General features: G+C 57.0%; 11 protein-coding genes and 1 pseudogene. 8 read left to right on the forward strand and 4 right to left on the reverse strand.

Features of this window, described 5'->3' with window-relative positions; all coding sequences use genetic code 11:
- Positions 1 to 269: 269 nt before the first annotated feature.
- The gene (locus tag TMS3_RS03755; protein WP_025163916.1) at positions 270 to 986 is read right to left on the reverse strand and encodes an SOS response-associated peptidase family protein; all 717 of its coding nucleotides are present in this window, start codon (positions 984 to 986) and stop codon (positions 270 to 272) included.
- Positions 987 to 1080: 94 nt separating this feature from the next.
- Between TMS3_RS03755 and TMS3_RS03760 the strand changes: the two genes are divergently transcribed.
- The 3 genes from TMS3_RS03760 to TMS3_RS24935 all read left to right on the forward strand — a co-directional run bounded on the left by TMS3_RS03760 (position 1081) and on the right by TMS3_RS24935 (position 4166).
- Positions 1081 to 1512, forward strand: a complete 432-nt coding sequence (locus tag TMS3_RS03760; RefSeq protein WP_025163917.1) for a LexA family protein — start codon at positions 1081 to 1083, stop codon at positions 1510 to 1512.
- Positions 1499 to 2776, forward strand: a complete 1278-nt coding sequence (locus tag TMS3_RS03765; RefSeq protein ID WP_025163918.1) for a Y-family DNA polymerase — start codon at positions 1499 to 1501, stop codon at positions 2774 to 2776. Before TMS3_RS03760 ends, TMS3_RS03765 begins: the two co-directional genes overlap by 14 nt.
- Before the next feature lie 991 nt (positions 2777 to 3767).
- Positions 3768 to 4166 (forward strand): hypothetical protein, encoded by a 399-nt coding sequence (locus TMS3_RS24935; RefSeq protein ID WP_152985468.1) that lies wholly within the window; start codon positions 3768 to 3770, stop codon positions 4164 to 4166.
- Positions 4167 to 4445: 279 nt separating this feature from the next.
- Here the strand turns inward: TMS3_RS24935 and TMS3_RS03775 are convergent.
- A pseudogene (locus tag TMS3_RS03775) lies at positions 4446 to 4856 on the reverse strand (transposase); the annotation flags it as partial.
- A gap of 341 nt (positions 4857 to 5197) precedes the next feature.
- On the opposite strand from TMS3_RS03775, the gene TMS3_RS24940 reads away from it, so the two are divergent.
- Positions 5198 to 6106: a hypothetical protein gene (locus TMS3_RS24940; protein ID WP_152985469.1), complete on the forward strand. Its 909-nt coding sequence runs from the start codon at positions 5198 to 5200 to the stop codon at positions 6104 to 6106.
- Between the two features lie 265 nt (positions 6107 to 6371).
- Here the strand turns inward: TMS3_RS24940 and TMS3_RS03780 are convergent, their stop codons facing one another.
- Positions 6372 to 7418, reverse strand: a complete 1047-nt coding sequence (locus tag TMS3_RS03780) for an IS110 family RNA-guided transposase (RefSeq protein ID WP_043301766.1) — start codon at positions 7416 to 7418, stop codon at positions 6372 to 6374.
- 138 nt (positions 7419 to 7556) lie between these two features.
- Here TMS3_RS03780 and TMS3_RS03785 point away from each other — a divergent pair, with 138 nt between their 5' ends.
- Positions 7557 to 7997, forward strand: coding sequence for a hypothetical protein (locus TMS3_RS03785; protein WP_235576603.1), 441 nt, complete (start codon positions 7557 to 7559; stop codon positions 7995 to 7997).
- 423 nt (positions 7998 to 8420) lie between these two features.
- The gene (locus tag TMS3_RS03795; protein ID WP_025163924.1) at positions 8421 to 9851 is read left to right on the forward strand and encodes an IS1182 family transposase; all 1431 of its coding nucleotides are present in this window, start codon (positions 8421 to 8423) and stop codon (positions 9849 to 9851) included.
- A 265-nt stretch (positions 9852 to 10116) separates the two neighbouring features.
- Here TMS3_RS03795 and TMS3_RS03800 read toward each other — a convergent pair whose 3' ends face one another.
- On the reverse strand, positions 10117 to 11115 hold the full coding sequence (locus TMS3_RS03800) for a DUF4238 domain-containing protein (RefSeq protein WP_025163925.1): 999 nt from the start codon (positions 11113 to 11115) through the stop codon (positions 10117 to 10119).
- Between the two features lie 296 nt (positions 11116 to 11411).
- On the opposite strand from TMS3_RS03800, the gene TMS3_RS03805 reads away from it, so the two are divergent.
- Both TMS3_RS03805 and TMS3_RS03810 read left to right on the forward strand, forming a co-directional pair.
- Positions 11412 to 12842, forward strand: coding sequence for an IS1182 family transposase (locus TMS3_RS03805; RefSeq protein ID WP_025163926.1), 1431 nt, complete (start codon positions 11412 to 11414; stop codon positions 12840 to 12842).
- Between the two features lie 617 nt (positions 12843 to 13459).
- The gene (locus tag TMS3_RS03810; protein WP_200929594.1) at positions 13460 to 18436 is read left to right on the forward strand and encodes a hypothetical protein; all 4977 of its coding nucleotides are present in this window, start codon (positions 13460 to 13462) and stop codon (positions 18434 to 18436) included.
- Positions 18437 to 18777: the final 341 nt, after the last annotated feature.

The raw sequence follows: 18777 nt of genomic DNA on the forward strand, positions 1-18777 counted from the left end.
ATTGGCTGCGATATCCTCTGTTTAGGCTTCGCCATTGAACCTAATCTATGCTCATCAACTGAAGTGCAGGACGCGCTCAGGATCACGGATGATCGACCATCGCCTAGGAGGCTGCTGACAGGATGTCGGAATGGTCTTGAAGAAACCCGCTTTGGCGGGTTTTTTGTTGTCTTCTCAAAAGACGCCAGTTGATTTTGGCGCCTCTTGGACTTCCACTTCTGGCCGTTTCCGCCGGTCGAAAGTGACTGGGTCAGGTCGCCTCCGGCCGATCAGAGTCGGTCGAGTGGTTCCCTGGAATCAAGGGGGGCAATCAGCGCTGCCCCGGTGTTTTTCACGTTACCCACCGCCTTGTTGACCTGATACCACTCGAACGTCACGGACGGAAGGCCCAGCTCCCGCACGATTTGTTCGGCACGCTGCGAAGTTGTGTTCGGGTCTATCCACTCTCGGGCCAAGTCCGCTGGTAGTACCACTGGCCGGCGATCATGGATATCCAGCATGCCGCCCTGGGCGTCGGCGGTGATGATCACGAACCCATCATCCTCGCGAACATCGCTGCCGGCGTGGGGAAGCTGGCCAATGGCGGCGAAGAACATTGGCTCGCCGCTGCGTAGGCGAATGAAGTAGGGCTGCTTATGCTTCGGATCGGTCTCGTCCTTCACCCACTCAAACCAGCCGTCAGCTGCGACCAGCGCGCGGTGCGGCCATATCTGCTTGAAGAACTTGCCGCTCGCCACCGTCTCGACACGGGCGTTGATCGACGCCGGCATCTTTCCCTTCTTCGCCCAGTGCGGTGCCCACCCCCATCTCACGGCGGCGATCGTCAGGCCGCCTCCCTCCGCGTGCAGCAGTTGCACGTTGGTCTGTGGCGCCACGTTGTAGCGCTCGATCGGCAGGTTGTCGTAGCCGCCGATCACCTCCTGCTCGCTGTTCAGCTCGCGTAGGTAATCCGCCATCCCCTGATACTGGGCAAATCGTCCGCACATGACCGTCCGCTCGTCATCGCCTTGATCAATTTGATTGTAGATTGGTTGGTTTGAATTGTACTGTATGTACATACAGTGCAATTACAGGTGCACCATGTCCTGCACGATTCTCGGGCCACTGAGCAGCAGCTCCGTGACCCTGCCTTTCTATTCCTTCCGCGTCCCGGCCGGGTTCCCCTCTCCGGCGCAGGATCACATCGAAGCCGAGATATCCCTCGACGAGCTGCTCGACCTCCGCGCGCCGCATATGTACCTGGTGCGCATCATCGGCGACAGCATGATCGACGCGGGGCTGTTCGATGGCGACCTGGCAATCGTCAATAAAGCGCTAGAGGGGCGGCCTGGACTAATCGTCATCGCCGCGCTCAACGGCGATACCTTGGTCAAGCGCTTGGCCAAGGAAGGCGAACAGATCATTCTGCGGCCCGAGAACGAGGCCTACGCGCCGCGCTACGTACTCGAAGGGGATGAGCTACTGATCTGGGGCGTGGTCACTCACAGCGTGCACTGCCATGCCCCAGGCTGAGTCGGCAATTGCCCTGATCGACTGCAACTCGTTCTACGCCAGTTGCGAGCGGGTCTTCCGCCCGGATCTGCTGCGTACACCTATTGTCGTGCTGTCGAACAACGACGGCTGCGTGATCGCCCGCTCGGCCGAGGCCAAGGCGCTGGGCATCAAGATGGGCGAGCCGTATTTTCAGATCAGACTAAAACTTCGGCAGCACGGCATTTTGGCGTTCTCCAGCAACTACGCGCTTTACGGCGATATGAGTCAGCGGGTGATGACCATCCTCGAGGGGATGGTTCCGGTGCTGGAGGTGTACAGCATCGATGAAGCGTTTGCCGACCTGACTGGTATGCCCGGTAGCCTGGAGACGCTTGGGCGGGAGATGCGTGCACGGGTGCTGCGCTGCACTGGTATCCCGGTGGGGGTGGGCATTGCCCAGACCAAAACCTTGGCTAAGCTGGCCAATCGTGCGTCGAAGCTATGGCAGCGGCAGACCGGTGGGGTCGTGGATATCCGCCAGCCCGAAAAACGCGACAAGCTGCTGAAGGTGATGGATGTCAGCGAGGTCTGGGGAATCGGCCGGCAGATGATCGCCCACCTGGCCGACATGAACATTCGTACGGCCTGGGATCTTGCCCAGGCCGACGCCTGGACACTGCGCAGCAAGTTCTCGGTGGTGGTGGAGAAGACGGCCCGTGAGCTGCGCGGTACACCTTGCCTGGTGATCGAGGAGCAAGTACCACCGCGGCAAGAGATCTGTTGCAGCCGGATGTTCGGCAAACGCTTGCATGAGCTGCCGCCAATCCGCGAAGCGGTGGCCACCTACGCGGCGCGGGCTTGTGAAAAGCTCCGCGCGCAGCACTCCCTGTGCAAGAAGTTGCGGGTCAGCATCCGCACCGGCATGTTCAATCCGGACGAGCCGAAGTTCGCCAAGGGCATTCTCTGTGAATTGCCCTATCCGACCGACGATACCCGGCTAGTAACCAAGGCCGCCTTGCAGGGGCTGGAACTGATCTATCGGGCCGGCTTTGCATTCAGCAAGGCAGAGATACTTTTGCTCGACCTGCGTCAGCGTGGCGAGTTCACCGACGACCTATTCGTCGCGACACCGCCAGCGACTGCCGATCGGGTGATGGGCGTGATGGATGCGATCAATGCGCGATGGGGGCGGGGAACGATGCGGCCTGCAAGGGTGCCGGCGAATCCGGACTGGGGCATGCGGCGAGAGATGATGAGCCCGAGCTATACGACGCGGATTGATCAGTTATGGACGGTAACGTAAGCGTTTGAGGCGGCCTACCCTGGAAGATACAGGTACCGGCCAAGAGCTGCCCGAGTGCGAACTGACTCGCTCTCATTATTCAGGTGTTCATTGCCCCAGAGCAATTAGCGAGACTGGACTGACTGGCGCCTGTTGCGGCTCTATGATGAAACTTGCCTGATATCCAATATGACCCAGACCTCATACCCTTTCTCCCGAGCTGCTTTCTCTGCCTCAAGTTGGGCAGCGAGTGTACTGATGGAACGAGAGCGGTGCTCGAAGCGGAATGGCGATCCACCGTTCTTACGCACGCTCAATTCAACGAGTGTGAAGGTGGAGTGCTGTTTGGTTATTGGCTGCTTCGATTTCGAAGGAGCGGGATCAAGACCGAGTGCGCGCCGCATCTCGACTTCAGTGAGGTTTGTGTCAGTCAAGCTAGATCCTTAGACGATTGCGGGTGACGCCATTGTAGCGAGGAGTCGTGCTGTTATGCTCAACACATCGCTGGGTACCTCCACTGTATTTTGATCGATTTAAAGCTCTTTGTGGTTGAACCCTGCCTGTAGTGATCATTGCGGCCCGGCCAGCCGCGACAGACAGAGGTCGGCCAATAGCGGTCATCAAGTGCCTACAAGACCAGTGGCAATTCACTGATTCAGAGAAATCGAACCCTCTGTTTCTGCCTGCATTATCATGCTAAGCCTTGCTATTCCTTGGGTCTAGCTAGCACACACCTCTTCGCTCCGCTTTTATTCGCTGTGATTTCGACATTTTCTCAACACGTCAACTAGACAGCCTTGAGGCCGATCAGTAGCGTCTAGCCATTACGATGCCTGGGCTGGCTTGGTACGTGTGGCCTTTCATGTCGCTTTTTCACCTTGCCTAGTCGCGTTTGCCATTTTCGCGTCTATGCAAATCAAGGGTTTACTGCATGACAACGGACCTTATCAGACATCTCAGGGTGTGTTATGCGACAGTAATGTCGCCTAATTAATAGTTAGAGGTTGCACGGATGCATGCGCTAAAATTTATAAAATGGGTACTTATTTCTATAGGAGCCACTTTCCTAGTACTTTTATCTTTACTGGTATTTGCTTATTGGTATGCAAGCTCTGGGGTTTTCAGCTCTGAAGCTTTTGAAAAAACAAAATGGCACGCAGCAATATCCGACGAACAATCTGCCACTTGCTACCGTGGAGGAATGGCTAACGACATACAAGGCTTGTTATCAAACAAAATGACTGAAAATGATGTAGCTGTTTTGCTTGGCGAGCCAAGTGAACAGTTTACGAAACAAGAATATCAATATTCACTTGGCATGTGCAGCGGCTTGGGAATTGATTACGACTATTTGCAGATCTACTTCGATGAGCAAGGCCATTTTTATCAAGCAAAGATTACTCGACATTGAGCAAGCAACCTCTAACAATGGCATATGGACTCTCCCCACAAGCAGTGAGTAACGCTTTTCTAGCTCTGCCGTCAGTGCGGTTGCATTCGTATATCCGGCCTGTGTTGGGCGTTACCGCCCTGGCCACTCTGTAGTTCGCGCAACGGGGGCCAAGCGTTCAATCGATCACCAGGATCAAACTTGTTATCGGCCTTGTTCCGTCGCAGGACTCGCCTGTTCCGACAGTGCTCTTCGTCTCACCACAACCACGTGAAAACTACTTTCTGCTTACCCTGCCCGCTACGCGGGCGCTGGGCTTTGCCAGTTGCCGCTGAAGCGCCGCTCATGGCACCACACCGCCCAGCAGATTCGCACCAGTTTGTTGGCCAAGGCCACCGCCGCCTTGTTGTGACCGATGCGCGCCGCCGTTTGCGTGGCCCAGCGCTGTAGTGCGGTCATGCGTTCGGGTGTGTTGGTTTGGCAGCGTTGGGCCGCCAATAAGGCGGAGCGGGCGCCGTGGATCAGCAAGGTGCGCAGGTAGACGTTGCCTTGCCGGCTGATGTGCCCCAGTTTGCGGCTGTTGCCGCTACTAAATTTGCGCGGGGTCATGCCCAGCCAGGCACTCAGTTGCCGGCCATTGGCAAAGCGCTCGGGTTGGCCTACAGCGGCCTTGAAGGCACTGGCCGTCAACACGCCAATGCCGCTGACTTCGTGCGCCGTGCCGCAAGCCTCCATGACCCACTCGACCGGCTCGCCCTGCTCCTGTATATATCGCCGGAACGCCTCACGATTCAGCCGCCTGCGCTGACTCACCTGACCGACACGGACACTCTCGGCAACCTGGTAAACGGACTTGGCCAAATCAACTGCAATACGCTTGTGCATAGCAACTCTCCCAGCGATCACCCGAACGACTCGGTATCGGCAAGTGTGGTGCAAGGAGAGTCCATTACAGCATTCAAACCGTTCGCTCCGCTCACTGGGACGGGCTAAAGCCCGCCCCTTAGCTTAATCGTTATGCCTAGGCAGGCTGCCCCATCAGGGATAAACACATGAAAAAACTACCAGTCTGCGACTCACTCTTTGATGAAAAGAAGGAACTGAACACATGGCAATTTTGCGCGCCAGTCTTTATTGCGAGCACATTTTTTGGGACGCTAATTTGCAGGGACAGCGACCTAGTATTTAAAGAGTTCAGCGAAAGCTCAGTACGAAGTGGAACACTGACCTTCGTCTCATATAAAGGCCAGTGTTTTGCAATCACATGCAAGCATGTGGCCGATGCCTTAGAGAATAAGCAAGCCGAGTGGAAAAATGAGCAGTGCGAGAAGTATCAAAACGAGCCTGCCATTGATGGATACCAATTTTTCACACCAATCGAGAACAGCCAGTATCATTTCAACTACAAATTAACGCCAGCTCCAGCCAACGAGGATGGAACTCAACCAGATATTGCTATAGCCAGAGTAAACCATCATTCAATAACTAGATTGGGGCGAAAACCAATAATTCTAACAAAGAAGGAATCATTGCCAGGAACTGGAATCGCATCAGGATATCCGGAAGAGCAACGGGCAATTCGCCAGGGCAACAATGTAAATACGTTCGCTCCCAAATTCACGGCCTGCATAGCAACTTTGCAGGTAACGGGGAAAGGTGAAATTCTAGTCCAAGATACTATCGCAGATCATAAAGGATTGGATGTGTTATCCGGCATGAGCGGAGGCCCGATTATCTGGTCAAATGGTACGAAATTTGGTTTGGCCGGAATTGTACGGGAAGGACTTGATATACAGCCGAAGCATGGGCAACTAATGGTTGAAAATGGAATCTGGATTCATGGCGAAAGGATCACCCCCGAGCTATTTGATAGATGGTTGAATGCAGTACCTGCACTCATAGAATTAAAAGATGAAACGAAATCCTTATACATCCCCACGGGGATGCGCTCTTTGGCATAACAAGTCATATATGGACTCTCCCCGCAAGCAGTGAGTAACGCTTTTCCAGCCCTGCCGTCAGTGCGGTTGCATTCGTATATCCGGCCTGTGCAGGGCGTTACCACCCTGGCCACTCTGTAGTTCGCGCAACGGGGGCCAAGCGTTCAATCGATCACCAGGATCAAACTTGTTATCGGCCTTGTTCCGTCGCAGGACTCGCCTGTTCCGACAGTGCTCTTCGTCTCACCACAACCACGTGATAACTACTTTCTGCTTACCCTGCCCGCTACGCGGGCGCGGTGCTTTGCCAGTTACCACTGAACCGTCGTTGGTGACACCAGACCGCCCAGCAGATCCGCACCAGCTTGTTCGCCAAGGCCACCGCCGCCTTGTTGTGGCCGATGCGCGCCGCCGTTTGCGTGGCCCAGCGCTGTAGCGCGGTCATCCGTTCGGGCGTGTTGGCCTGGCAGCGTTGGGCCGCCAATAAGGCGGCGCGGGCGCCGTGGATCAACAAGGTGCGCACGTAGGTGTTGCCCTGCCGGCTGATGTGCCCCAATTTGCGGCTGTTGCCGCTGCTGTATTCGCGCGGGGTCATGCCCAGCCAGGCACTCAGTTGCCGACCATTGGCGAAGCGCTCCGGCTGGCCCACGGCGGTTTTCAAGGCACTGGCGGTCAGCAGGCCAATGCCGCTGACCTCATCCAGTATGCGTACCACTTCATCGTCGGCATGCCAGCGTTTCAGCTGTTGCTCGCACTCATTCATGCACTGCTGGTACAGGTTGATCTCGGCCAGGACGATATGCAGCTGATGGCTCAAGGCGGCTACTTCCGGACACTCCGCCAATTCATGGGCCGCCCTGATGAAAGCTTCGGTGCGCTCCGGCGCCTGGATACCCGCCTCGCGAAAAATACTGCGCAACAAGTTGATTCGCTGGGTACGGCTCTTCTTCCAGGTTTCGCGCAGACCGTGTAACTGCTGCACCTGTTGCTGCTCGTGGCTCTTCACCGGCACCGGATGAATGCCCTGACAACGCGCCGCTTCGAGGATGGCATCGCAGTCGTTGCGGTCGGTCTTGTTGCGCCGCCGATACGGCCGCACATAGCGTGGATGCAGCAACATCACCCGATGCCCCAGCGCCTGCGCCACTCGGCCCCAGTAATGTGCCGTGCCGCAAGCCTCCATGACCCACTCGACCGGCTCGCCCTGCTCCTGTATATATCGCCGGAACGCCTCACGACTCAGCCGCCTGCGCTGACTCACCTGACCGACACGGACACTCTCGGCAACCTGGTAAACGGACTTGGCCAAATCAACTGCAATACGCTTATGCATAGCGACTCTCCCAGCGATCACCCGAACGACTCGGTATCGGCAAGTGTGGTGCAAGGAGAGTCCATTACAGCAATCCAGCGGACCCGCTAAAGCGGGCCGCTGATTTCCAACGTTATGCCTCAATAAATCGTGATGAGCATGCCTACAGAGAAACTTAAAGTCGCGACTGAACTACTGGATAGAGCCCTTTGCATGTATTACGAGGGGAATTCTTACTTCGCAGCGTTGCACTTAGCCGGTGGTGCAGAAGAAGTTCTCGGTGCGTATGTTGAACGTTCTGGCAGAGAATCATCGTTCAAGAGTCTTCTACACGGCGCAGTAAAGCTCTCCAAATTTTTTGGCGATGGGGTGGAGTCGAAAACTAAAGACATCGCAGCCATCATGAATTATGCGAAGAACCGAACCAAACACATGGACGAGGAAGGCGACGATCATGTCTACTTTGATCCAAAGGTAGAGGCGCGTGATCTCTTAGATCGAGCGGTTTCGAACTACTACACACTAATGAACTTCCATGAACTCCCCGAAACGGAGCTTTTGCGTAGGTTCAATCAGGAGCTCATTGGCCATGGAGCATAATCGCTCCATCGGGAGGGCATGTTTCGGCTAACTTCGCTAACCTATGCATGCCGCTAATGTCGTGCGTGCGCAACCTCCAGAACCGTGGTGAAAATTATAAATGAGCAAGTATAGAGAACAACGAGACCGTCTGAATGAACGAGTAGCAATGGCCTTCAAGCTGGGAGACCAGATACATCAGTCAAAACCGGACTCATTGGAGCATCTTCTGCTAGTCAAAATTCTTGATGTATTTCTGGCTGCAAATGGCCGCATGCATGATGAGCTTGAGAAATTAAGGGAAACTGGTGAGGACAAAACCATTTACCCTGAATCGCCCCTAGTTTTCTAGGCACTCGATGACTGCTTTTGGCCCAGGCTGTGTAAAAACGCTGGCATCGACCTTGCTGTGATTTGATGGATTCAAATCAGCGAGGGATGCCGATGAAGCGTTTTATCCAGGGAGAGCATCGCGGCCAAAGCGTGCTGCTTCCCGAGAGCCTGGATGACTACGTGGCGGACACCAACCCGGTGCGCGTGGTCGATGTGTTCGTCGATGAACTCGACCTTGGTCGACTCGGTTTCGAGGGCGTTGTCCCCGCAGAAACTGGTAGGCCTGCTTACCATCCTGCCGTCCTGCTGAAGATCTACATCTACGGCTACCTCAATCGCATCCAGTCCAGTCGCCGCCTTGAGCGAGAGACCCAGCGCAACGTCGAACTGATGTGGTTGACCGGGCGCCTGATGCCGGACTTCAAGACCATCGCCAACTTCCGTAAGGACAACGGTAAGGCCATCCGCGGCGTTTGTCGGCAGTTCGTCGTGCTGTGCCAGCAGCTCGGTCTGTTCGCCGAAGCGCTGGTGGCTATCGACGGCAGCAAGTTCAAGGCGGTCAACAATCGTGATCGCAACTTCACCAGTGCCAAGTTGCAACGGCGGATGGAGGAAATCGAATCCAGCATCAGCCGCTACCTCACCGCCCTGGACACTGCCGATCGGCAGGAACCTGCCGTGGCACAAGCCAAGGCCGAGCGACTGCACAGCAAGATCGCGGTGTTAAAAGTGAAGATGCAGGAACTCCAGGCCATCGAGATCCAGCTTCAGACCGCCCCAGACAAGCAGATTTCACTGACCGATCCTGATGCACGCTCGATGATGACGCGCGGCACCGGGATGGTCGGTTACATCGTCCAAGCTGCGGTCGATACGAAGCATCACCTGATCGTGACGCACGAAGTCACCAACGACGGCGTCGACCGTGACCAACTGAGTAGCATGGCCATGCAGGCGCGGGAAGCGATGGGCGTGGAAGCGCTCTCGGTGGTCGCTGACCGAGGCTATTTCAAGAGCGAGGAAATCCTTGCCTGCCACGAAGCTGGCATCACCGCTTTCGTGCCCAAAACGCTGACTTCGGGAGCAACAGCGGCTGGCCGCTTTGGTAAAGGGGATTTCATCTATGACGCTGCCAAGAACGAGTACCGATGCCCTGCAGGGCAAAGCCTGATCTGGCGCTTCTCACATGTCGAGAAAGGACTAAAGCTGCACCGTTACTGGAGTTCGAACTGCCAAAGGTGTGCGTTGAAAGAGCAGTGCACACCGAGCGCACAGCGCCGGGTGAGTCGCTGGGAGCATGAGTCGGTGCTTGATGCGATGCAGACTCGCCTGGATCAGGCACCGGAGATGATGCGCATCCGCCGTCAGACGGTGGAGCATCCGTTCGGCACGTTGAAGGCCTGGATGGGCGCCACTCATTTCCTCACCCGAACGCTCGACCGGGTGAGCACGGAAATGAGCCTGCACGTGCTCGCCTACAACTTCAAACGAGTGCTGAACCTGCTGGGCAATCGTGTGCTGATGGCGGCAATGAGGGCCTGAAATCCCGTTGGCTGTCCACTTAACTCGCCGCACAGCCTCGTGGAGGCCGCACTTGCCCCAAGTCAGCGGGATGCCTCGAATCGACACACCAAGAGCCCGCAGGGTCTCTGGGTGCCGCTAAAACAATCCAATTTCCAGCTATCCATCACCCGCTGCGTTTTTACACGGTCTGGGCCGATCCCAGTCGCTCGTGACGGACAGATACCGACCCAGCCTGACCGCCTAGGCTCGTCCGAAAGGCCACTGCGCTGCGCTTGGTTTACAGTCAGACCATGACGTAACCATTAGAGGCTTTCTGGTAGCGCCGTCCGATGTACTTTTGGAAGGGGCGAATGGCGTTCTCACTATCACCGATGATGTGCACCATGGCCTGGGCCGCCACCTTGGTATTGAGTTCCGCGACAGTGGCCTCATCAACCTCGTTCTTGTCCTCTGTGAACCGTTCGGAATCGCAGATGATATAGGCGACCCGTGGCGAGATTGGGTAGTAGAAGTCGGCATGCGTAGGCGCGGCGAACCCTGTCTCTGAGATGCATGAGTGCACATTAACGACAGGCTGGTCGGAAGTAATGAAAGGCATATTGGTGTCATTTACCAACAATGCATGTCTCGCGTTGTGACGATCTAGGTACAAGCTGAGCCCGATATTCATGCCGAACATGTAGCTCAGGAACCACCACGCATGCACCATTGCATCGGCCACTTCAATCTCCATGGCGTTGCGCCGCGATAGAACCTTGATCACGCCGTCTCGGAAAGTCTTCGTACGGGAGATCTGGTGACCGAAGAACGCCATAAACTCGATCATTCGCTGCTTATCCCGTAACACATCGAGGCGCTCATCAGCGAGCGCAGCCAACACTGGACGCGCCATTTCTTCGTGGGATGCGTGGAGATTTTCCAGTGGGTTGCACTTCATTGCATGGAGACGCAGTTCGGCTTCCCGATTCTGAAAACCAGACTTGCGGTAGATCTCCTCAACCTGCTGCATCTTCAGAAAATCATTAAGGTATGACATGTGCTGTTGGTGCAGATGATCGGGGCTTTGTAGGGAGAAGCTTTTAATCACCTCGACATGCTTACTGCTAAGCGCGGTGGTCTTGTAGAAATAGTCGTCGGCCACAATGGCACGCACGCTATCGTGGGCAAACTTCCCTGTCTTAGTGGTGTAGAAAACATTCTTCGTGCCGTTACCCCAGCGAGCTAGGTACTTCGCCCAGACGTGATGGTGCCGCTTCTTGGCTTCGAGGTCTTTGCGCGACATGGGCGTCCATTCCGTTGTGTGCTGGCTAGAAAATCTCAGCCTGCTAGCCCCCTGTCAACCTAGAGGCGGGTCCTGATTGCGACTGCTTGCCTGTGAACCTTCCAGCTGGCGGTCCGATTTTGGCCGTTTTCTGCCTTTGTCCAACGGCCGTTTAGGGTCGACTCCGGCCAGTCACGACCGGCCGCAATCGACCCGAAGCTGCCGGTCACGAAAGGCAGAAATCGGCCCAGAGTGTGTAAAAACGTCCCGGTAAACCCTTGCTATGATTTCCGAGAATCTCATCGCAAGGGACGCCCATGAAACGGTTTATCCAGGGTGAACACCGAGGTCAAAGCACCTTACTTCCCGAAAGCCTCGACGACTACGTCAGCGATACCAATCCGGTACGTGTGGTCGATGTCTTCGTCGACGAACTCGACCTAGCCACGCTAGGTTTTGATGGCGCCATTCCAGCCGAAACCGGCAGACCTGCCTACCACCCCGCGACCCTGCTGAAGATCTATATCTACGGCTACCTGAACCGCATCCAGTCGAGCCGACGTCTTGAGCGTGAAGCCCAGCGCAACGTCGAGCTGATGTGGTTAACCGGGCGCTTAATGCCCGACTTCAAAACCATCGCCAACTTCCGAAAAGACAACAGCAAAGCTATTCGCGGCGTCTGCCGCCAGTTCGTTTTGCTCTGCCAGCAGCTGGGGTTGTTTAGCAATAACCTGGTCGCTATCGACGGCAGCAAATTCAAGGCGGTGAATAACCGCGACCGCAACTTCACCAGCGCCAAACTGAAGCGGCGCATGGAAGAAATCGAGGCGGGCATCAGCCGTTATTTGGCTGCGCTCGATGCGGCTGATCGACAGATTCCTAGCGCCGCCGCGCCAGACACTGCCAGCCTGGAAGATAAAATCGTCAAGCTCAAAGCGCAGATGAAAGAGCTTCAGGGGATCGAATCTCAGCTCAACGAATCGCCAGACAAACAGGTTTCGCTGACCGACCCGGATGCCCGCCCAATGATGACGCGCGGCAGTGGTATCGTCGGCTACAACGTGCAGACGGCGGTCGATACGCAGCACCATTTGATCGTTGCTCACGAGGTCACCAACAGAGGTTCTGACCGTGACCAACTCAGCTCGATGGCGAAGCAAGCTCGGGAAGCCATCGGCGCAGAAACGTTGTCGGTAGTCGCCGACCGAGGCTACTTCAAGGGTGAAGAAATCCTTGCCTGTCACGATGCAAACATCACCACCTATGTGCCAAAGCCGATGACTTCAAGCGCCAAGGCTGATGGCCGGTTCAACAAAGATGCTTTCGTTTATGACTCGACGAAAAACGAATACACCTGCCCGGCTGGAGAGGCACTGATCTGGCGTTTCTCCAGCATTGAGAAAGGCATGACTATGCACTGCTACTGGAGTTCAAAATGCCAGAGTTGCAGGCTGAAAACCCAGTGCACTCCAAGCACAAATCGGCGAGTAAAGCGCTGGGAGCATGAATCGGTGCTGGAGGAAATGCAGGGCCGGTTGAGCCGCGCGCCAGAGATAATGAAGATTCGAAAAAGAACTGTTGAGCATCCCTTCGGGACGCTCAAGCAATGGATGGGGGCAACGCACTTCCTGACTCGAAAACTGAACGGGGTGAGCGCAGAAATGGGCCTGAATGTGCTCGCCTACAACTTGAAGCGGGTGATGAAAATCATCGGCACCGAAGGCTTGTTGAAGGCGATGGCGGCGTAAAAGCCCGGCTTTTACTGCCCCAAGAGGTGCCAAAGCGTTTCATACGCGCTCTGAAGCGTTACCGGCGCTGATCGTGGTAAATATTCGGGAAATCGCCGCGCCCAGGAGCAATGGGCTGAAGCACGCAAGATAAGAAAGTTTTTTTACACACTCTGGGCCAATTGCGGACGCTCAGCACTTTCCATCAGATGACTGCTGCTTGGCCAAAGCAGACGCATATGCCTTTTCGCTAGCATGACTGCTTTTATTCGAGAGGAAGAACTTCGACACTGTCGGGTGTGTGACAACCTCGCAGCAGTATCGTACTTCGAAAACCTTACTCGAGCGTCGGTGCTCCAACTAAATGCAGTTTCCATCGGCGCAGCGACCGAGATTAGTGTCAACCTCGAAAGCAAGGAGCAGACTAAGCAATGAGTCGACCAGAAACACCTCCTGGCGAAGGCGATCTCGGAACTAGCACGTTGGCCAGCGGGCCCGCGGGCACCCATTTCGAGGCACAGGTTGGTGCTTCATACTTGCTAGCCATGCTCGCCGGGGCACCTGCCCGGGGCCTTCCTGGCACTACGATAGATCGAGTTGCGCTACAGCAGGCAAATGCGGGGCGTCCACTTGACGACGTGGTAATCCACGCCCACGACAACGTGTCCGGGAAGCCGGCGGTCCTGGAGGTTCAGGTCAAGCGATCCATCACCTTCGCCGCCGCCGACCCCGTCTTTCGCAAAGTCGTAGGCCAAATCGTCAAAGCGTCGCAACGACCTGACTTCCTGACGCAGCGGTACGAGCTGGCGATTGCGACGACGAAGGGATCGCGCAAGATCGATGGGGCATATCAGGATGTACTTACGCTCGCACGGCAGATTGGCGACGCAGCTACGTTTGCCGCGCAGATTGATCTAGCTGGCGTGGCAAACGACGACATGCGCGCGTTCGTCAAGACGTTCAAAAGCCACCTGCGAAACGAAGGCTCATCAGACGACAACGAGACCGTCTGGTTGTTGTTGCGCCGACTTCAGATTCTGACTTTCGACTTTACGGCTCCAGGCTCGGCATCGCATGACTTGGCGCTAGAGCGCGCAGTACGTGTGCTGCATACCGACGATGGATCGCTGGCCGGGGCCTTCTGGGTCAGCCTCATTGAACTAGCAATCGATGTGGCGAAAGGCGGCGGCGACAGAACCCGCGAGACAGCACTGCATGCTCTGGTACTGCTGGGCTATCGACTCCTAGGCGAACGTCGGCACGCGACGGCCCGCGCAGCGCTAGCCGAGTCATCCCGGCTGGCACTTGCTGATATTCGTAACCGTGTAGGCCGCGTTGTACTTGCACGGCAAGAGCGCGTTGCCGCAACGCGTGAAGCGTTGGATCGTGGACGCTATGTGGAGGTCCGTGGTGATGCAGGCGTCGGCAAATCGGGGGTTCTACGGCAGATGGCCGAGGCCATGCAAGCCGAAAGTCAGGTCATCGTTCTCAGTCCAGGACGATGTGTTCCGCGCGGGTGGACTGCGTTGCGCGCACAACTCGGCTTCGACGGAACACTTCGCGAATTGCTCGTAGAACTGGCTAATGACGGCGGCGCTACGATCTTCGTCGACAACCTCGACTCTTTCAGCCCAGAAGAGAGGCTCACGGTCGTCGATGTAGTTGGGGAAGCCTCTTTCGTTCCGGGAGTAGCTGTGGTCGCGACGGCTCGGCGCGAGTTTGGGATTGATGAGCCTAGCTGGCTGCCAAGTGATGCACTTGCACGCCTGGGCCAAACTGACCCGATCACGATAGGTGAACTGAGCGAGGTGGAGATTGAGCAGCTGAAGGTGACTGATCCTTCGCTTGCGCCCCTTTTGACGGACGGGCATCCCGCACGCCAGGTTGCCAGAAACCTATTTCGCCTCGCATGGCTGGCGAGTCAGCCAGCATCTGATCCAGTACCGCGCACTGAAATCGATATGGCCGAGCAGTGGTGGACCAGTGCGGACGGCGGACGCGACGCCGGGTGGCGTGATCGGACTCGGCTGTTGCGAAGCGCAGTAGCGCAGACCTTGTCTGGCGCCGACTTTCTCGACGTTACAGGCCAGCCTGCGGCGGCGATCGATGCGCTTGTGTCTAGCGGCACTCTGCGGGATTTGAGTATTGACCGGGTCGCGTTTCGTCATGACGTACTGTGCGAGTGGGCGATCGCGAGCGCCCTGCACGCCGACTCCGAACTCGTCGATAGGCTGCAACTAGATCGGCCGGCAACGGCGATATTTGCACGTGCCGTTGAGCTGGCGGCGCGCATGGCAATCGAGCGGTCGTCTGATGGCGTGAGGTGGCACGCGCTCGTTGATCGGCTGAGTCAAGCGGGAGTTCATCGCTCTTGGCGCCGCTCCGCGTTGCTCGCATTAGCTCGATCCGAAGCTGCGGGAGCAGTTCTCCAACGCGCATCCACCGAGCTTCTCGACAATGGCGCCGCACTGCTGCGCGAACTTATCCGAACGGTCATAGCTGTCGACGTGCTTCCGGCTGCAAAGGTCTTCGCGGCTGCGGGCGTCGACCCCACGCTTATACCTGCATCGATCAACGTCCCGCGCGGCCCTGCATGGACGACGTTGATTGTCTGGCTCTTGGTTATCGGAGATAGCGTTCCCTGCGAGGCTATTCCAGAGATCGTTCAGCTATATGCGGGATTCTCGGTTGGCACGCTTGGCGCCACCGACATCACGCCGTTTACGACACGGCAGATCTATCGTTGGCTGAGGTTGTTGGAGCCAAGAGACGCAATGCTGACGCCGAGCGAGGGCCCTGTGCTCTGGGCACACCTTGATCGCGACGGGCTCCAGTCCCTGAAATCGGACCTTCGCGATGCGTTCGTCATGTTCGCGCGGACAACGCCGGAGTTGGCCGCTGAATACCTGACGGCAGTGGGAAAGAGCGAGCACAGCGAAGACATCGTGCGCAGCATCCTGAGGATGCGCGGCACGCTGGCGCAAGCAGCCCCAGCAGAGCTGGCTAACCTGACCGCGCAGGCGTTGATCGCAAGGCCCCGGCCACGCGAGCACCACTTTGGCCGGGAGCGCGAAGAGGCGTTTACTTATCTCGATCACGAGTTCCTTCAGGCATCGCCGGCACGAGGCCCATTCCTCGATTTATTGACTAACTCGCCCAAGGACGGATTGGCCTTGGTTCATCGTTTGGTCACACACGCAGTCGCACACGGAAGCCGCGGTGCTGACCCCAGGACGAATGGGTTCGACTTGGCTTTGCCGGGAGGTGCACGTACGTTCCCGTGGACGCAGACCTACTTTTGGTCGCGCAACAGCAACTTCTACGCCGTCACATCCGCGCTGATGGCCCTCGAAGCATGGGCGCACCGCCGCATCGAGGCAGGCGAAGCATTTGAAGCTGTCCTGACGGACGTGCTCGGGCCGCAGGGCTCGTGCGCTGCGTATTTGCTGGTGGCGGTTGACCTCATCATCTCGCATTGGCCAAAATCGCTTGACGTGGCAGCGGCCCTTCTCGGTTGCCCCGAACTGCTGTGCATTGATCACACGCGTCAGGTGCATGATCGCGTCGAAATGCCAGACTTCTTCGGGCTTGGCGCCTTGCGTAGCGAACCGCTCGGCAGCGTGACCGCCGCTGATCTGAAGCGCCGGCCATCGCGACAGACTACGCTCGACGACCTGATTGGCAACTTCACGTTCCTGGCATCCCCGGATCAACTCGCGACACTGAGGACTCTGTTGACGACCGCGGCAGCACATCTGGGCGAACCTGCCGCGAGCGCGCATCTGGGCAACCCGGAATTCATGGTTCGATACGCACTGAATCTCTCGGATGCCGGAAATTGGCAAGAAGTCGAAGTGATGCTCAAGGACGGATCATCCGCGACTGCGCGCAAGTATTTATCGCCAGCGACAGAGCGGACCCATCTACAAGCTTTGCGAGACGCAGCGACTGAGCGAGAGTCAGATTTCGCCACGCAGTCTGCGTTGACCCTTGCGGTCGACGATTCCGCCCGGTTGCTACCAGAAGGTCGGTCGGCAGCGGTGGCTTGGGCGCGGCGTTCTGTGACGGCTACGGCGAGAGTCGAATCCGAGGACGACGGCGGAGAGCGGCGCATGCAAGAGGAAGCGGTTGTGGCGGCCGCGATGATCGTCATGCGGGACGGTGATGACGCCTTGCGCGCCGAGCACGGAGAATGGGCGCGATCACAACTGGACAAGACGCTTGCTGTTCTCGACGACGATTCTGCGCATCAGATACGAGGGGGGCTGCGCTTCAATCCGACCGCAATCGCCTATGCCGGGTTGACCCACGCCTTGCGACCTCGGTCAACTCCGGAACACGTGCGGTCGCTTCTTGAGGTAGCGGCAACAGGAAACCACGCTGCCGCGCATGGCTTCGGAACGTCCGCCGCAGTCCTAGCGGACGTTGATAGTCGCCTACCGAGAGCTGTGCTCCGGTGTGCATTCAGCGCTAGTGTCGTGGAGAACCAAGCTTGGGATGCGTCGCAAGAAGAGGTCGACGCTCGCAAAGCGCGAAGTCATGAGCGGGCACGGGCTGCCGTTGCCGCTGAGATGGCATGGCTTGGAGGCGAAGGCACGGAGCCAGCGTGGCCGGCATTTCCGGTAGAGCAAGCTCGGCCGAGAAGGCGACTACGCATACATGGAACCCGGATTGCTACACCGGAACCATCAAAAGCGCCGGCACCTTCGCCAACAGAGCATTTAAATCATCAAGCTGCGGCTCTCTGGTTGCAACAAGTGCGCGCTCTTTCCCACGATGACACGCGCCCTTGGCTCAGTGAGATCGTGAAAGCCTACATGCCTTGGACGGCCCTCGCGAATAGAGCGAGCCTAGACAACGGAGACGAAACGGACCATCCGCCATCTGAGTGGAACGATACGTTCTTTGCGGCGGTTGCACGCTGCGTTGTCGGTCTGTCAACGTCTGAGGCCACTGAACTCGCCGTCCGGCACATCATTGCGCTTCCAGACCGGAATTTCTTCGACGTACTCGTCGATTTCTTGCGCTGCATCGACGCGGTGTACTTCGAGGGCGACCACATTCCGACGCAGGTGGCCTTAGACATTCGGAGCACACTCGCCGATCACATGCTGACCACGCGTGGATGGGAGCGTCTCAGCCGAAGCAGGGACTTGTCCATCGAAATGCACATTGGCCCAGCAATCGCCGTCTTGTTCTTTAACGACCATATGTACGGGCAGGGATCGAAGTGCTACCTGTTTGAGAAGGGCATAGGGCGAGTCGATCCGTTTCTCCCTGTTCTGGGCAAACTGATCAGCAAAGGGCCGTCACCCTTCGTCGCCCTGCTGCTACTAAACCTGTTTGAGGTTGCGCCACGAGCCGAGCAACTGGACGTACTCGTCGGGGCCGGAAGCGTATGGATTGAGGCCTATCCTGATTTCCGGCCGCTATGGATCGACCACGGTGTGGGCCGCCGTTGGTGCTTGTTGATAGAAGCAATACGGGAGTGCAGCCCAGCCAGTGTCAGTCATCATGCACCGCTGCGATCTACCATCGACCATATTGTCGCTGCGTTGATCGCGCTCGGAGTGCCCGAGGCCACCAGGTTGGAAGAAGAACTTGGCAAGCTTTGAAATTCGCGCGGCGATGCTTTCTTCAGACGAAGAGTCACCGCGCCGCCGCGCCTTCGGTATCCATCATCCGGCTGCTCTATGCCGTACACAGGATATCTAATCGTGCCATATCGGATGGCGGCGTGGGACCGATCTTGCCGGCTCCAACAGTCAGTTCTTGGCCGTTCTCTGCCAGTCAGGGCCACGAAGCATGCCGGTCAAATCCGATGCAAATGACTGGTCAGGTCAAATGCAAATGGGTGGGCAAGTCTGTGCAATTACCCACCCAGTCCAGAAGCCTGAAGGGATCGGCATTATCCGGCTTAGTTCTGGGGGCAGAAAAGTGGTGCCGAGCGCGTGCT

This window comes from Pseudomonas taeanensis MS-3 (assembly GCF_000498575.2).
GTDB classification, from domain to species: Bacteria; Pseudomonadota; Gammaproteobacteria; order Pseudomonadales; family Pseudomonadaceae; genus Aquipseudomonas; species Aquipseudomonas taeanensis.

Excerpts from the sequence above, each read along its gene's own strand:
- TMS3_RS03755 (WP_025163916.1), bottom strand. The coding sequence starts at position 986 with ATGTGCGGACGATTTGCCCAGTATCAGGGGATGGCGGATTACCTACGC.
- TMS3_RS03760 (WP_025163917.1), top strand. The coding sequence starts at position 1,081 with ATGTCCTGCACGATTCTCGGGCCACTGAGCAGCAGCTCCGTGACCCTG.
- TMS3_RS03765 (WP_025163918.1), top strand. The coding sequence starts at position 1,499 with ATGCCCCAGGCTGAGTCGGCAATTGCCCTGATCGACTGCAACTCGTTC.
- TMS3_RS24935 (WP_152985468.1), top strand. The coding sequence starts at position 3,768 with ATGCATGCGCTAAAATTTATAAAATGGGTACTTATTTCTATAGGAGCC.
- TMS3_RS24940 (WP_152985469.1), top strand. The coding sequence starts at position 5,198 with ATGAAAAAACTACCAGTCTGCGACTCACTCTTTGATGAAAAGAAGGAA.
- TMS3_RS03780 (WP_043301766.1), bottom strand. The coding sequence starts at position 7,418 with ATGCATAAGCGTATTGCAGTTGATTTGGCCAAGTCCGTTTACCAGGTT.
- TMS3_RS03785 (WP_235576603.1), top strand. The coding sequence starts at position 7,557 with ATGCCTACAGAGAAACTTAAAGTCGCGACTGAACTACTGGATAGAGCC.
- TMS3_RS03795 (WP_025163924.1), top strand. The coding sequence starts at position 8,421 with ATGAAGCGTTTTATCCAGGGAGAGCATCGCGGCCAAAGCGTGCTGCTT.
- TMS3_RS03800 (WP_025163925.1), bottom strand. The coding sequence starts at position 11,115 with ATGTCGCGCAAAGACCTCGAAGCCAAGAAGCGGCACCATCACGTCTGG.
- TMS3_RS03805 (WP_025163926.1), top strand. The coding sequence starts at position 11,412 with ATGAAACGGTTTATCCAGGGTGAACACCGAGGTCAAAGCACCTTACTT.